Annotated in this window: 12 protein-coding genes; 4 read left to right on the top strand and 8 right to left on the bottom strand. The window is 55.6% G+C overall.

The features are described from left to right. Positions 1-13 precede the first annotated feature (13 nt). Positions 14-2,068: an AsmA family protein gene (locus DK872_RS13305; protein ID WP_161518434.1), complete on the top strand. Its 2,055-nt coding sequence runs from the start codon at positions 14-16 to the stop codon at positions 2,066-2,068. A 38-nt stretch (positions 2,069-2,106) separates the two neighbouring features. On the opposite strand, the gene DK872_RS13300 is transcribed toward DK872_RS13305, so the two are convergent. The 3 genes from DK872_RS13300 to DK872_RS13290 all read right to left on the bottom strand — a co-directional run bounded on the left by DK872_RS13300 (position 2,107) and on the right by DK872_RS13290 (position 5,679). Further along, on the bottom strand, positions 2,107-3,423 hold the full coding sequence (locus tag DK872_RS13300) for an MFS transporter (protein ID WP_007369597.1): 1,317 nt from the start codon (positions 3,421-3,423) through the stop codon (positions 2,107-2,109). A 273-nt stretch (positions 3,424-3,696) separates the two neighbouring features. Continuing rightward, positions 3,697-4,728, bottom strand: coding sequence for an inner membrane protein YhjD (gene yhjD, locus DK872_RS13295; protein WP_007369598.1), 1,032 nt, complete (start codon positions 4,726-4,728; stop codon positions 3,697-3,699). A 54-nt stretch (positions 4,729-4,782) separates the two neighbouring features. Beyond that, a complete protein-coding gene (locus tag DK872_RS13290) occupies positions 4,783-5,679 on the bottom strand; it encodes a LysR family transcriptional regulator (protein ID WP_035941981.1) in 897 nt (298 codons plus the stop codon). A gap of 118 nt (positions 5,680-5,797) precedes the next feature. Here DK872_RS13290 and DK872_RS13285 point away from each other — a divergent pair, with 118 nt between their 5' ends. Then, positions 5,798-6,556 (top strand): SDR family NAD(P)-dependent oxidoreductase, encoded by a 759-nt coding sequence (locus DK872_RS13285; protein ID WP_161518433.1) that lies wholly within the window; start codon positions 5,798-5,800, stop codon positions 6,554-6,556. Positions 6,557-6,600: 44 nt separating this feature from the next. On the opposite strand, the gene DK872_RS13280 is transcribed toward DK872_RS13285, so the two are convergent. Together DK872_RS13280 and DK872_RS13275 are read right to left on the bottom strand one after the other, a co-directional pair. Further along, positions 6,601-6,999: a YdeI family stress tolerance OB fold protein gene (locus tag DK872_RS13280; RefSeq protein WP_161518432.1), complete on the bottom strand. Its 399-nt coding sequence runs from the start codon at positions 6,997-6,999 to the stop codon at positions 6,601-6,603. Between the two features lie 68 nt (positions 7,000-7,067). After that, positions 7,068-7,604: a GNAT family N-acetyltransferase gene (locus tag DK872_RS13275; RefSeq protein ID WP_007369602.1), complete on the bottom strand. Its 537-nt coding sequence runs from the start codon at positions 7,602-7,604 to the stop codon at positions 7,068-7,070. 158 nt (positions 7,605-7,762) lie between these two features. On the opposite strand from DK872_RS13275, the gene DK872_RS13270 reads away from it, so the two are divergent. Beyond that, positions 7,763-9,352: an STY4199 family HEPN domain-containing protein gene (locus DK872_RS13270; protein ID WP_007369603.1), complete on the top strand. Its 1,590-nt coding sequence runs from the start codon at positions 7,763-7,765 to the stop codon at positions 9,350-9,352. 69 nt (positions 9,353-9,421) lie between these two features. On the opposite strand, the gene DK872_RS13265 is transcribed toward DK872_RS13270, so the two are convergent. Next, positions 9,422-11,071 carry an alpha,alpha-trehalase gene (locus DK872_RS13265; RefSeq protein ID WP_007369604.1) on the bottom strand — a complete coding sequence of 550 codons (1,650 nt, stop codon included), beginning with the start codon at positions 11,069-11,071 and terminating at the stop codon, positions 9,422-9,424. 295 nt (positions 11,072-11,366) lie between these two features. Here DK872_RS13265 and DK872_RS13260 point away from each other — a divergent pair, with 295 nt between their 5' ends. Beyond that, positions 11,367-11,774: a GNAT family N-acetyltransferase gene (locus DK872_RS13260; protein ID WP_079517248.1), complete on the top strand. Its 408-nt coding sequence runs from the start codon at positions 11,367-11,369 to the stop codon at positions 11,772-11,774. 33 nt (positions 11,775-11,807) lie between these two features. Here DK872_RS13260 and aguA read toward each other — a convergent pair whose 3' ends face one another. Further along, positions 11,808-12,890 (bottom strand): agmatine deiminase, encoded by a 1,083-nt coding sequence (gene aguA / locus DK872_RS13255; RefSeq protein WP_161518431.1) that lies wholly within the window; start codon positions 12,888-12,890, stop codon positions 11,808-11,810. A gap of 3 nt (positions 12,891-12,893) precedes the next feature. Continuing rightward, a complete protein-coding gene (gene aguB / locus DK872_RS13250) occupies positions 12,894-13,778 on the bottom strand; it encodes an N-carbamoylputrescine amidase (protein ID WP_007369608.1) in 885 nt (294 codons plus the stop codon).

Here is a 13,778-nt window from a genome sequence, read left to right as displayed (position 1 = left end):
GGAAAGGGAAACAATGACAAAAACGCGTAAAGCGATCACCGCTGTTATAGCCACCGTACTGTTACTGATTGTGGTTGCCGTCGTTATCATCGCCACTTTCGACTGGAACCGCCTGAAACCCACCATTAATGAAAAAGTCTCCGCCGAACTGAATCGTCCGTTTGCCATTCGTGGCGATCTGGGCGTGGTCTGGGAGCGGCAAAAAGAGGAGACCGGCTGGCGCAGTTGGGTGCCGTGGCCGCATGTTCACGCTGACGATATTATGCTGGGCAATCCGCCGGGCATTGATGAAGTGGCCATGGTGCATCTGCCGCGTGTAGAAGCCACGCTGGCACCGCTGGCGCTGCTCAGCAAAACGGTCTATCTGCCGTGGATCAAACTGCAACAGCCGGATGCCCGCCTTATTCGCCGCTCAGAAAAACTCAATAACTGGACCTTCACCCTCGCCAGCGACACCAATAAAGAGACGAATGCACAGCCCTCTTCATGGTCATTTCGCCTTGATAACATTCTCTTCGATCGCGGGCGTATTGCCATTGATGATGCGGTGACGCGCGCTGATATCGAGATCCTCGTCGATCCACTCGGTAAGCCGTTGCCATTTAGCGAAGTGACCGGCAAAAACGATGGTAAAACGAAAGCGGGCGATTATGTCTTTGGCCTGACGGCAAAAGGGCGCTACAACGGACAGCCGCTCTCCGGGACGGGGAAAATCGGCGGCATGCTGTCGCTGCGTAGCGAAGGAACGCCTTTCCCGGTGCAGGCGGATTTTCGCTCCGGCAATACCCGCGTCGCGTTTGTTGGTACGGTCAACGATCCGCTGAACATCGGTGGCGTCGATCTGCAACTGAAGTTCGGCGGCGATTCGCTGGGCGATCTGTATGACTTAACCGGCGTGCTGTTGCCGGATACGCCGCCGTTCGAGACCGACGGTCATCTGGTGGCGAAGATCGACAGTGAAAAAGGCTCGGCATTTGATTACCGCGATTTCAACGGCCATATCGGCGACAGCGACATTCACGGCTCGCTCAATTACACCACCGGTAAACCGCGCCCGAAACTGGAAGGCGATGTCGAGTCGCGCCAGTTGCGGCTGGCGGATTTGGGGCCGCTCATTGGCGTTGATTCCGGCAAAGGGGGACAGCACTCCATACACAGTGAGCAGCAAAAAGGGGAAAAATCGGTGCAACCAGCGGGCAAAGTGCTGCCGTACGATCGTTTTGAAACCGATAAATGGGATGTGATGGATGCCGATGTCCGCTTTAAAGGCCGTCGTATTGAGCATGGTTCAACGTTGCCCATCAGCGACCTCTCCACGCACATCATCCTTAATAACGCTGACCTGCGCCTGCAACCGCTGAAATTTGGCCTCGCGGGCGGCACTATCTCATCGAACCTCCATTTTGAAGGGGATAAAAAACCGATGCAGGGCCGCGCAGAGATCCAGGCGCGGCGGCTGAAGTTAAAACAACTGATGCCGAACGTTGAGCTGATGCAAAAAACACTTGGCGAGATGAACGGCGATGCGGACATTCGTGGCGTCGGGAACTCGGTCGCCGCGCTGCTCGGCACCAGTAATGGCAATCTCAAGCTGCTGATGAATGACGGGCTGGTGAGCCGCAATTTGATGGAGATCCTCGGCCTGAACGTGGGCAACTATGTTATCGGCCAGTTGTTTGGCGATGACGAAGTGCGGGTCAACTGCGCGGCGGCCAATCTGGATCTGACGAACGGCGTGGCGCGTCCGCAAATCTTCGCTTTCGACACTGAAAATGCGCTGATTAATGTCACCGGCACCGCCAGCTTTGCTTCTGAGCAACTGGATTTAACCATCGATCCGGAGAGTAAAGGCATTCGTATCGTGACGCTGCGCTCGCCGTTGTATGTGCGCGGTAGCTTCAAAAATCCGCAGGCCGGGGTTAAAGCCGGGCCGCTGATTGCGCGCGGCGCAGTAGCCGCGGCGCTGGCGACGTTAGTGACTCCGGCGGCCGCGTTGCTGGCGCTGATCTCGCCCTCAGAAGGGGAGCAAAATCAGTGCCAGACGATTTTGACGCAGATGAAACATTAAGAATTGACCCTCTCGCCGGTGGCGAGAGGGAGAAAGGATTACAGCGACTGGTGTTTAGTTTCGTGGGTCAGCAGCAGTGCAATCAGCGTTAACCCCGCCATGGCCGCCAGGTAGAACCCGACATACATCAGGCCGTAATTCGCCTGCAACCAGGTGGCGATATACGGTGCCACGGACGCGCCGAGAATGGACGACACGTTATAGGAGAATGACGCACCGGTATAACGCACTTCGGTCGGGAACAGTTCCGGCAGCAGTGCGCCCATCGGGCCGAAAGTCAGCCCCATCAGGCTTAAGCCAATCAGCAGGTAAGTCATCACCAGCGCCGGGTTACCGGAACCCAGCAGCGGCGGGAAGACAAACAGCGCGAACAGAATGATAAGCGTGGTGATGATCACCATGCTTTTGCGACGGCCAAACGCATCGGCCAGCAGGCCCGCCACCGGCACCATCACGCCGAAGCCAATCACTGCCATCATCAGCATCCACAGCACTTCATTACGCGGCATGCCAAGCCCCTGCGGCGAGGTGCTGAACGTCATTGAATAGACCGTCATGATGTAGAACAGCGTGTAGGTTGCCAGCATGATAAAGGTACCCAGCACCGTCACGCGGACGTGTTTGGTCAGCAGCGTACCTAGCGGAATTTTGACCTGTTTTTTCGCTGCCGCGACTTTAGCGAACACCGGCGTTTCATGCAGCGAAACGCGTACATACAGGCCGATCAGCACCAGTACCGCAGAGAAGATAAACGGTACGCGCCAACCCCAGTTCATAAACTGTTCGTCGGTCAGCAGCCAGGAGAGCAGCAGGAACGTGCCGTTCGCGAAGAAGAAGCCGATTGGCGCGCCCAACTGCGGGAAAGAACCGTACAGCGCGCGTTTGCGCGGCGGGGCGTTTTCCGTGGCCAGCAGAGCTGCGCCGCCCCACTCGCCGCCAAGCCCCAGACCCTGGCCAAAACGGGCCAACGCCAGCAGCAACGGCGCCATTACGCCGATCGTTTCGTAGCCCGGCAGCAGGCCGATCACCACGGTAGAGATGCCCATGGTCAGCAGCGATGCCACCAGCGTCACTTTGCGGCCAACGCGGTCGCCGAAGTGGCCAAACACTGCAGAGCCGATCGGACGCGCGATAAAGGCAATGGCGAAGGTCGCCAGCGATTGCAGCGTGGCTGCCGTTGGGTCGCCCTGCGGGAAGAAGATATGCGGGAACACAATCACCGCAGCGGTCGCGTAAATATAGAAGTCGAAGAACTCGATGGCGGTGCCGATCAGAGAAGCAACGACGACTTTATTGCGTGAGTTTACCGGTGGGTTTTCCTGCTCGTTGTCGAAAGTGGTAGCTGTAGCTTGCATAGAATTTTCTTATTTTTGCGCGAACGAACAGCCATATTAGCCACAGCAAAAGCGACATTTCAATCTGTAACAAAACGGCAGATCGCATGAAAAATACGCAAAAAGCGGATAATTTTCACACGTGCGATTTCTCTTCCATGAAATGCTTCACATATTTTATAAATTAGTGGATAAAACTGGTTTTCGGTTAAATAAAAGTTACGGCCTGGATTTTCATGCTAAAAAGCGAGAGCGGGCTGATATTTTACATTTTCACTCAGCCCGATCGCGAATTTAGTGGCGGGTTTTATCCGGCATGCGCTGATCACCTTTGTATTGCGCGGTGGCAATCCATGCGGCGCAGAACAGCGTCAGGCGGGCAAAGAAGTAGAAGAACGCCATCAGCCCAAGGACTGAACCAAACGCCGCGCCGGAGGGCGATTTCACCAGCGATGGCAGCGTCCAGGTCATCACGATTTTGATCACCTCAAAACCAATGGCAGCGATAAAGGTGCCGCGGATCAGCGCTTTTTTGCGCGGGCGATGACGCGGCAAGCGCCAGAAAATCCAGAAAAAGAGCAGATAGTTGGCGAATATCGAGATCACCAGGCCAATCAGCCGCCAGGCTGGTTTTAGCCACTCGATATTGTCGAGATAGAGCGCCGAGATAATCATCTGCTGCGCTGAACCGGCAATCGAGGTGATCGACAATGTGATAATCAGGGCTATCAGCAGACCAATCAGCGAAATAAAGTCGCGGAAATATTTCACCCAGATTTTCTCCGCGTCCTGGGCATTACGCTCCCAGACATCGCGCGACTGGGCGCGAATTGCCTCGCGCAGGTTGCCCATCCAGTTCACGCCGGAGTAGAGGGCGATGGCCAGCCCGACAATCCCCACCGTAGTGCGCTGTTGTACGGCAATATTGATGGTGTTCTTCAGCATTGCCGCCATGGTCGGATCGCTGACGCTCAACACAATTTTGTCGAAGATGTCCTGTAACAATGTTGGATGCGAGGCCAGCACAAACCCGGCGGCGGCAAACGAGACCATCAGAATCGGGATCATCGACAGAAAAGAGAAGTAGGTGATGGCCGCGCCAAACTGGTTTCCCATACGATCATTAAAGCGTTCTGCGGCGCGGATCAGGTGCGCGATGACGGGAAGGCGCTGGAGTTTTTGCGCCGTGCTGGTCACGGTCGCCAGCGTGCTGCTGACTTTTCCTTCCGTGGCGTTCTTCTGCTGTGCAGGCTGTTCCGTCATTTTCCTTACGGGTTCATAGTCGAGGTCTTGCGTCGGGCGTTTTTCATGATTTTCCGGCGTCATCAGCGCTTTTTTCCTTCTCCTGAATATGTCTGTAACGGAAATTATAGCCTGGCGCTAATCGACATAATCTTTCAGCGCTGTCACCAGCCACTCCATAAACAGATGTACGCGGCGGGAGAGATTGCGGCGGTGCGGGTAAATCAGCGAGACCGGCATCGGCTCGGCGCGATATTGTGGCAGGATCTCCACCAGCTTTCCGGCGCGCAGCGCTTCGCGCACGCCGATACGAGGCACCTGAATAATCCCCAGCCCGGCAAGGCAGGCGGCCTGATAGGTTTCGGTGCTGTTGACTGTCAGAATGCCGCCGGTTTTTACCCACCGCGTCTGCTTATCCTGCCAGACTTCAAAACCTTGCGGACGCGTACCGAGATTCACCGTGTAATGCACCAACGCATGAGAGGACAAATCATCCAGATTTTCCGGGTAACCGAAACGCGCCAGATAATCGGGGCTGGCGCAATTAATGACCGATAACCGACCCAGTTGGCGGGCGATTAAGCCGGAATCTTTCAGCGTACCAACGCGTACCACGCAGTCGAAGCCTTCGCGGATGATATCCACCAGCCGATCGCTGCTGCTCAACTCCAGTTCAATACCGGGGTACTGCTGCACGAAAGCGGGCAAGCGCGGCACCAGATTCTTCGCCACACCGACCGGCATATCCACGCGCAATCGCCCGCTGATGCTGGAAGGGTCGTGCAAAAACAGGCCGTCCAGCTCGTCCATATTCGCTAACAGATCTTTTGCCCGCTCGTAATAGACCATGCCGTCCTGCGTGAGCTGTACCCGGCGGGTGGTGCGGTGCAACAATTGGGTGCCGAGATGGGTTTCCAGCGCCTGAATCTGGCGAGATACGCTACCTTTAGGTAATCCCATTGAATCCGCCGCCCGGGAAAAACTCTCCAGTTCCGCGACGCGGATGAACAGTTGCATTGCGTAAATTTTATCCATGTCGACACTCTATTGTTGTCGTGAACGAAACAGTGAAGCTTAATTTAGCATCTTTATTGTTTCTGTCTCAGTTAATAAGCTTTTCTCACTCTCTACATCAGCGAAAACGAGGTTCCTTATGACACAACCTATTGCATTAGTGACAGGTGGCAGCCGTGGGCTGGGTAAAAATGCGGCCCTGAAGCTGGCAGCGAAGGGAACGGGCATTATCCTGACCTACAACAGCAATGCCGAAGAAGCACAGAAAGTCGTACGCGAAATTGAACAAAAAGGCGTGAAAGCTGTAGCATTGCAATTGAACGTCGGCGATATTTCGAGTTTTGCTGCCTTTACCCATGAAGTCCATGAACAGTTGAAACAGGTCTGGCAGCGTGAGACGTTCGATTGTTTATTGAACAATGCCGGAATCGGCATTCGCGCGGCGTTTGCTGAAACCACCGAAGCGCAGTTTGACCAACTGGTGAACATCCACATGAAAGGGCCATTCTTCCTGACGCAGAATCTGCTGCCGCTGCTGAAAAATGGCGGTCGCATTCTTAATGTTTCCAGCGGCCTGACGCGTTTTTGCCAGTCAGGATATGCCGTTTATGCGTCAATGAAAGGGGCGATGGAAGTATTGACCCGTTATCAGGCAAAAGAGCTTGGCGCGCGCGGAATTGCAGTGAATATCATCGCGCCGGGCGCTATCGAAACCGATTTTGGCGGCGGCCAGGTGCGTGATAATGAGCAGATTAATCAGTATATCGCTGCGCAAACCGCACTGGGGCGCGTAGGTCTGCCGGACGATATTGGCGATGCGATGGCAGCGTTGCTGAGCGATGAGCTGGGCTGGATGAACGCGCAGCGCGTGGAAGTTTCTGGCGGTATGTTCCTGTAAAATAACGACGCCCGGCGGGCTTCTGGCTGCCGGGCGCGCATTGGCTACTGTTTCTGAAAATGCGTAACCCGGATAAACGCGGGCTGCTGCTTTTTATCCAGCGAGCCGCTGATACCGACGAGTTCATCCGGCGATACGGATTTGCCGTCAAATAGCGTCAGCGGAATCACTACGTTTATCTCGCCTGTTTTATCGCGAAGCAGGTAGCGATCCTCGCTCTCCTTTTTCACCAGGTTGCCGCGTAGCGAGACGGATGCGCCGTCATGCATGGCTTTTACGTCTTTGATGGTGGAACTTCGCGCATCTTCCATTCCACGGTAGCCATCCTCCATTTTGTGTGGTGGCGGCGGGGCTTTATCGGTTTTCAGGCCGGGTGAATCTTCGGCGAATGCCGTCATGGAGAACAGTGTTGCTACACAGAGGGTGAGCACAGTTTTCTTCATAACTTCTCCTGTCAGTTGCCGGAACACGTCTTTAAGCCTGGCAGAAGGGCGTGCGATGTGCTGATAAATTAGCCTTTTTCTGTATATTCATGGCGCAGTAAGCCAAACAGCCAGTCGTTATGCCACGCTCCCGCCAGCCACCAGGCCTCCCGCAGTTCACCTTCCAGTACAAACCCTGTTTTTTCCAGTAAACGGCGCGAAGCCAGATTCCCGGCGGTAACTGTGGCGACCAGCCGACGAATACCGCCCTGGTTAAACGCGTAATGACACAGGGCGGTAAGGGATTCCTGGCCGTAACCTCTGCCCTGCGCTTGCGGCGCAAACAGGAACCCCACTTCGGCGCAATCATCCTCACGGTGGATATAGCCGGTCACCCCCAGTGGCGCGTTGGTGGCGTTATCGCGTACCAGCAAACAGAGCCAGTGCGGGCTGCCGGGGTGCCATTCAGGCAGACGGGCGTCAAACGCCGCGCGGATCTCCTGTTCACTGCGGGTATCCGAAACGTAACGCATCACATCGGGGTGCTGTTGCAGCGCAAGAAAAAAGGGCCAGTCCTCTTCAGACAGCGGCGAACAGGTCAGTCTGGGCGTATGAAATATAAGCATGATGAATGTCTCCAGCCGTTTTTTTTTAGGCGTTGAAACCAGTATCACTGATCATAATCCTTAAGTGGTCTATCTTTTAACTACACGTAATTAAAGAAAAAATTCAGCGCTGACATTGGCCAGATAATTATTTCTTAAGTTGTACTTAAAGGAAAATAATGACAAGTAACGCCCCTGTTAATACGGGTGAACAGTTTGAAAAATGCATTGCCGTGATTCGCCAGGCGTCCGTCGAAATTCTGTTATTACTGAATGTCCGTTTCGACGAGGGTAAAGATCCGCGCTGGTTTTTAGAACAACTTGATATTGCGCGCCTGAGTATGGGTGGCTGGGGCGCGGTGGCTAAACGACTTAAACTCAACGATGCGGAATTAACACAGTTCACTTTGCAGCTCCGTCATTTGCAGCAGCTTGTCCCGCGCTATGAGAGCGGGCAGAACGTGACGGAAAATCAACTGATTGCCGCGCTCCGCTTTGTTAGTGCGCTGGAAAATCTGCGCACCCGGCAGCCGTTACTCAGCTACAGCACGTCGCTCGAAGTGGAGGAGAACCAGCAGCAGCGCGCTCAGCAGCAACTGCGCGCGCTGGAGATAATGATCACCTCGCTGGTGGCGCAGGCGTGGCCGGATACGGAACGACTGCGTAACCATTTGAAAATGCAGTTTGGCGCCGATCATGTGCGCCGCTGGCTGCGGCTGGGCGATCGCGACGATGTTTTGAGCGGGATGCGCTTTAGCGAGCTGGCGTTGTTGCTGGTGGATAAAAAAGAGTTCAGCCAGCATTACGCCCGTTTGTTTAACGATAACGCGGTATTAAACCTGTATCTGGAAACGCGTAAAACGTTGCACACGTTCCTCGACGATGTGCGGCACATGCGCGCTTTGGTCGTGGCGGGACAGCCGCTGACCTCCAGTCAACTCAGTTTACTGGATAGCTACTATCCGCAGATTACGGGGCCGGTACAACGCGCATGGGAAGAGGGGCGCACCACAACTAATCCCGCTGAAATATTGCGCGAGGCGGGCGATAACTTAGACGCTTTCTGGGAGCAGGCGCGGAAAAAAGACCGCGCCGCAGGAGGTGATGCGATGCCAATGCGTGACAGTATCGACAGACCGGCTAAACGCCCGGTACGTAGCCGTGAAGAGCGGGAGCAGCTGTTTGTCAGCATGTTATGGGGTTCGGTGGCCGTGGTGGCGCTGATCGTGGCGATTGGCGGCTTCTGGCTGTTCCTCAGTGATGTTCAGGCACCGATGGCGCGCGGCAGTGGCATTACGGTGCCCATTTCGCAGGATAAGGAAAAAATCTCGCCGAAAGAGGAGCTGAGCCGCATGGGGCTGCCGCGCGACGAGAACAACTTCCGCGCGGCAATCGATCGTAACGATACGCGCGTGGTGTCGCTGTTTTTGCGTACCGGAATGAACTGGAAACTGTCGTGGACGGAGCAGGCGGTGGCGGCCAATTATACCGAGGTGCTGGATATGCTGCTGCGTTACCGGATACAAATGGATGAGAGTCGCCCCTGCCGTCGGTTTATCAGCACGTTGACCCATGAAATGGCGGTGAATAACAAGGGGTTGTCATCGATCGGGAAAAGTTATTTACGGGCATTTTGCACCATAAAACCGGTGGTTGAGCGTCAGCGTTATGAGATGGAACAGGCGCAGTTGCGTTACCAGGCAGAGCCGGGTGACGAAAACCGTAAGTGGGCGGATATTCAGACCGCCATTTATAACGCCATCAATTAAGATGGCCTGATAAGCGAAGCGCCATCAGGCGTTTAGCCCGATGGCGCAATTAACGAAAGGCGGCGAGCATTACGGCTCGCCGTACAGCCCGATTAACCGGCGCACCACGCCGTTTGTCCAGCCGAAACCGTCCTGCAACGGGTATTCCCCCCCGCCCCCTTCGCGCGGTGTGCTGCTGGCAATATGGTACTTCTCGATCAGCTTGTGGTGATTCTGGTAGTAGTGATTCACCGTTTTCAGCCAACTGCGGGCGATCTCGTCACCCAGCGCGTCGTTACCGTAAAGCTTAAAGCCCTGCACCGCCATCCACTGTAATGGCGCCCAGCCGTTGGGTTTATCCCACTGTTCGCCAGTTTCATATTCCGTCGCCAGAATGCCGCCAGGTGTGAGCAGACGATTTTTCACCGATTCTGCCAGCCGATCCGCCTGTTCATGCGTCGCCATACCGACGTACAGCGGCACGATACTGGCGGCGGAGAACAGCGCCATCTCTTCTCGGCGCCAGTCGTAATCGCGGTAGCAGCCATTCTCCTCATCCCACAGATAGCGGTTAACCGCCGCCCGGCGATCGCTCGCTTTCTGGCGGAATTCCGCTTCACGCTCGCGATCGCCTTTCAGCCCGGAAATATTGGCGATCGCGCTTTCCAGTTTGAACAGAAAGGCGTTCAAATCGATGGGAATAAACTGCGTGGTGCGAATGCTCGCCAGCCGGTGCGCGTCACGGAGCCAGCGGGAAGAGTAATCCCAGCCGGAGGCGGCACCTGCGCGCAAGTCGCGATAAACTTCATTCGCCGGGCGACCGGAGTGGCGGGCGGTTTCCACGTCCTCCAGCCAGGATTCGTCTCGTGGCGTATCGCGATCGTCCCAGTAACGGTTAAGCAGCGAACCGTCCGGCATCCGCACGACATGGCGGTAAGCCTGGTTCAGCACCAGCGATTCCGCGCCATCCATCCAGAAAGCGTACTCCATCAGCAGATGTTCAAGGTAGCGCCGCGCGCCGCGCACGCCATCCTCTTCGAACAGTTCCACCATCAGAGCGAAAACCGGCGGCTGCGAACGGCTCAGATAGTAAGTCCGGTTGCCGTTCGGAATATGGCCGTAGCGTTCGATCATCCACGCGAAGTTATCGGCCATACAGCGCAGCAGATCGTCACGGCCGCTCTCCGCCAGCCCCAGCATGGTGAAGTAAGAGTCCCAGTAGTAGGTCTCTCTGAATCGACCGCCCGGCACAATGTATGCCTGCGGCAGCGCCAGCAGCGATGACCACGGAATATGATCCTGTGGCTCGCGGGTCAGCACCGGCCACAGATTGTCGATATGCTCTTTCAGCGAATGCTCTGGATTGGAAACATACTCTTTAGTCGTGTTTTCCGGCAGCCAGAAATGCGCTTTCACGAACTGCTTCAGGTCGAACTCGGGTTTGCGTTTAATTTTGCGATAGCGAATCAGAATGTCGAGCGGATCCCGTTTCGGCGCACAGTCGGGGAAGGTTTTGCTGTCGGCAAAGAGACGTGACGACTGCACGTGTTCAAACAATTCAAGGTAACGATCGGCAGGCGTCAGCGCATCGGACGCCGGCAGCCCTTCGATCATTTCGGGTTCCGGCTCCGCTTCAATCATTTCATCCAGTTTTAACTCGCACGGATCGGTTTCATAGAGAAGCTCTTCTTCGATGATAAACTCGACGTTTTCTGCGCTTTGTAGTTTCTGGTTGAACATAGTGGCTCTGGCCTCCGGATGTCGTCGTAAAAAATGACGGGTGTGTCCCGGCTATCTATAAAGCGTAGACATTCGCTTCGATCTCTGGGGGATGAAATGTGCGTTAGATCACGTTTTGTTTCCCGTTACGCGCAAGCAAAAATTAAGCAACCTATTGATTAATTTTATTAAAATTGCAAAACGGATCGGATAACGCAGCGGCGGCTTTCAGAGTAATCAATTTGCAACGATTTATGAATAATCGCCCCTGCACGCTTATATTGCCCGGAAGCCCCATTAAAGGGAGAGAGAACCCGTGAATTTCGCCACTATTACGTTAGAGCAATGTCTGGATATTCGCCAGGCGGTACTGTGGCCGCATCTGGAGCGCAATGCTTCACGCGTGGAGGGCGACGAAAGCGCCGCACATTTTGGCGCGCTGTTCAATGCTCAGGTGGTGAGTTGCCTGTCGGTGTTCATCATCGGTGAGAAGCGTTGCCAGATCCGCAAATTCGCCACTTTGCAGGCGTATCAGCAGCAGGGGTTTGGCGGTTTTCTGTTTCAGTCGGTGCTGGATAAGCTGATGCAGGACGGGGTGAAAACGGTCACTCTGGACGCCAGAACTTCGGCGGCAGGGTTTTATACGCGCTTCGGTTTTACCCCAGAGGGTGAGACGTTTTATAAAAAAGAGGTGCAGTACATTCGGATGTCGCGCACGCTGTAAAACACCCGGCGGCATTCACCGCCGGGCTGTGGATCAACGCGGGATTTGCTGAGTGATGCAGTGAATATTGCCGCCGCCGAGCAGAATTTCGCGCGCCGGAACGCCAGTGATGACGAAATCCGGGAACATCTCCTCAAACAGCGCCTGCGCCGCGCCATCGGTGGCCGGGTGCAACTGCGGATAGATAATCTGCTGGTTGCTGACCAGATAGTTGACGTAGGAACCCGCCAGACGATTGCCTTCGTGGCGCTCAATCGCCGTGCCTTTTTCCACATCATTGGTCTCTTCCGCACTGGCGTACAGCGCCGGCGGCGACGGGACTTTCCACACTTTCAGCGTACGACCCTGCGCATCTTTGGTGTTTTCCAGCACCTGCAACGCCGCTGCGGAGCGGGCGTACTGCGGGTCATTCTGGTCATCAGTCCAGTGCAGCGCCACTTCGCCGGGGCGCACGAAGCAGCAAATATTGTCGATGTGACCGTCGGTCTCATCGTTAAACACGCCTTCCGGCAACCAGATGATTTGTGACACGCCAAGGTAATCGCGCAGCTGTTGCTCGATCTCCGCCTGGCTCAGATTCGGGTTGCGGTTCGGGTTCAGTAGACACTCGGCAGTGGTCAGCAGGGTGCCTTCACCGTCAACGTGAATGGAGCCGCCTTCCAGCACTAAGTCCGTGTTGTAGCATGGCATTTGGTGGTAATTCGCCACCTGGCCTGCCACTAACTGATCGCGATCCCAGCTGGCATAAAGCCCGCCGTTCAGGCCGCCCCACGCGTTGAACGTCCAGCTAATACCGCGCTGTTCGCCCGCCTGATTCAGCACTACGGTCGGGCCGGTATCGCGCATCCAGGCGTCGTCGCTCTCCATTTCAATCAGCGTCACTTCCGCTGGCATGGTGCTGCGCGCTTTCGCCATTTCGACCGCAGGAACGCCCATGATGACCGGCGTATTGCGGGAAATCGCTTTTGCCACGGCCGCAAACGCCTGCTGGGCTGGTGCAGCATTGGCGCGCCAGTTATCGGTACGATAAGGCCAGATCATCCACACAGCCTGATGCGGCGCCCACTCTGCCGGCATTGCGAACCCGTCTTTTACGGGCGTGGTCAGCTGCGCCATCGCTTAGCTCCTCACGCTACCGTCAGAGGTCGCAATCGCGCCGTACATGTTCGGGCGGCGGTCGCGGAACAGACCCCAGGAGGCGCGCTGCGCGGCAACGGCATCCAGATCGAAGGTGTGCACCAGCACCGCTTCGTCGGTTTTATTGGCCTGCGCTACCAGTTCACCGGTCTGATCGGCGATGAATGAAGAACCGTAGAAGGTCATTTCCAGGCCTTCAATGTATTTACTGGCTTCGGTGCCGATACGGTTCGAGGCAATCACCGGAATGACGTTGGCGGCAGCGTGGCCCTGCTGAACACGGGTCCAGTGCGGCTGGCTGTCGATATCCGGGTAGGCCGGTTCAGAACCGATAGCGGTCGGGTAGAAGATCAACTCTGCGCCCTGCAATGCCAGGCAACGCGCGGTTTCCGGGAACCACTGATCCCAGCAAATGCCGACGCCGATTTTGGCGTAGCGGGTGTTCCAGACTTTGAATCCGGTATCGCCAGGGATGAAGAACTGTTTTTCCTGGTAAGCCGGACCGTTCGGAATATGGGTTTTACGGTAGGTGTCCAGCACGCTGCCGTCGGCATCGATCATCACCAGCGAGTTGTAGTACGCGTTATTGCATTTTTCGAACAGGCTCAGCGGCAGCACCACTTCCAGCTCTTTCGCCAGCGCTGAGAAATGCTTAATCAGCGGGCTGGTTGCGACTTCCTGCGCCAGCGCATAGTGCTCCGGGCTCTGATCGATGCAGAAATAAGGGGCAGCAAAAAGCTCCTGGATCAGGATCACCTGTGCGCCCTGGCGGTGCGCTTCGCGAACTAAACGTTCCGCGTTCTGTACGTTTTTTTCCAGTTCCCAGGTGCAAGCCATCTGGGTCGCGGCAACAGTTACATTTCTCAT

The organism is Kosakonia sp. MH5 (genome assembly GCF_009935945.1).
Classification (GTDB): Bacteria; Pseudomonadota; Gammaproteobacteria; order Enterobacterales; family Enterobacteriaceae; genus Kosakonia; species Kosakonia radicincitans.
The sequence above is the reverse complement of the archived record's forward strand: the minus strand, read 5'-3'. Positions and strand labels throughout refer to the sequence as shown.

Bases quoted from the DNA above. Each gene is read 5' to 3' on its own strand.
- DK872_RS13305 (WP_161518434.1), top strand. From the start codon at position 14: ATGACAAAAACGCGTAAAGCGATCACCGCTGTTATAGCCACCGTACTG.
- DK872_RS13300 (WP_007369597.1), bottom strand. From the start codon at position 3,423: ATGCAAGCTACAGCTACCACTTTCGACAACGAGCAGGAAAACCCACCG.
- yhjD (WP_007369598.1), bottom strand. From the start codon at position 4,728: ATGACGCCGGAAAATCATGAAAAACGCCCGACGCAAGACCTCGACTAT.
- DK872_RS13290 (WP_035941981.1), bottom strand. From the start codon at position 5,679: ATGGATAAAATTTACGCAATGCAACTGTTCATCCGCGTCGCGGAACTG.
- DK872_RS13285 (WP_161518433.1), top strand. From the start codon at position 5,798: ATGACACAACCTATTGCATTAGTGACAGGTGGCAGCCGTGGGCTGGGT.
- DK872_RS13280 (WP_161518432.1), bottom strand. From the start codon at position 6,999: ATGAAGAAAACTGTGCTCACCCTCTGTGTAGCAACACTGTTCTCCATG.
- DK872_RS13275 (WP_007369602.1), bottom strand. From the start codon at position 7,604: ATGCTTATATTTCATACGCCCAGACTGACCTGTTCGCCGCTGTCTGAA.
- DK872_RS13270 (WP_007369603.1), top strand. From the start codon at position 7,763: ATGACAAGTAACGCCCCTGTTAATACGGGTGAACAGTTTGAAAAATGC.
- DK872_RS13265 (WP_007369604.1), bottom strand. From the start codon at position 11,071: ATGTTCAACCAGAAACTACAAAGCGCAGAAAACGTCGAGTTTATCATC.
- aguA (WP_161518431.1), bottom strand. From the start codon at position 12,890: ATGGCGCAGCTGACCACGCCCGTAAAAGACGGGTTCGCAATGCCGGCA.
- aguB (WP_007369608.1), bottom strand. From the start codon at position 13,778: ATGAGAAATGTAACTGTTGCCGCGACCCAGATGGCTTGCACCTGGGAA.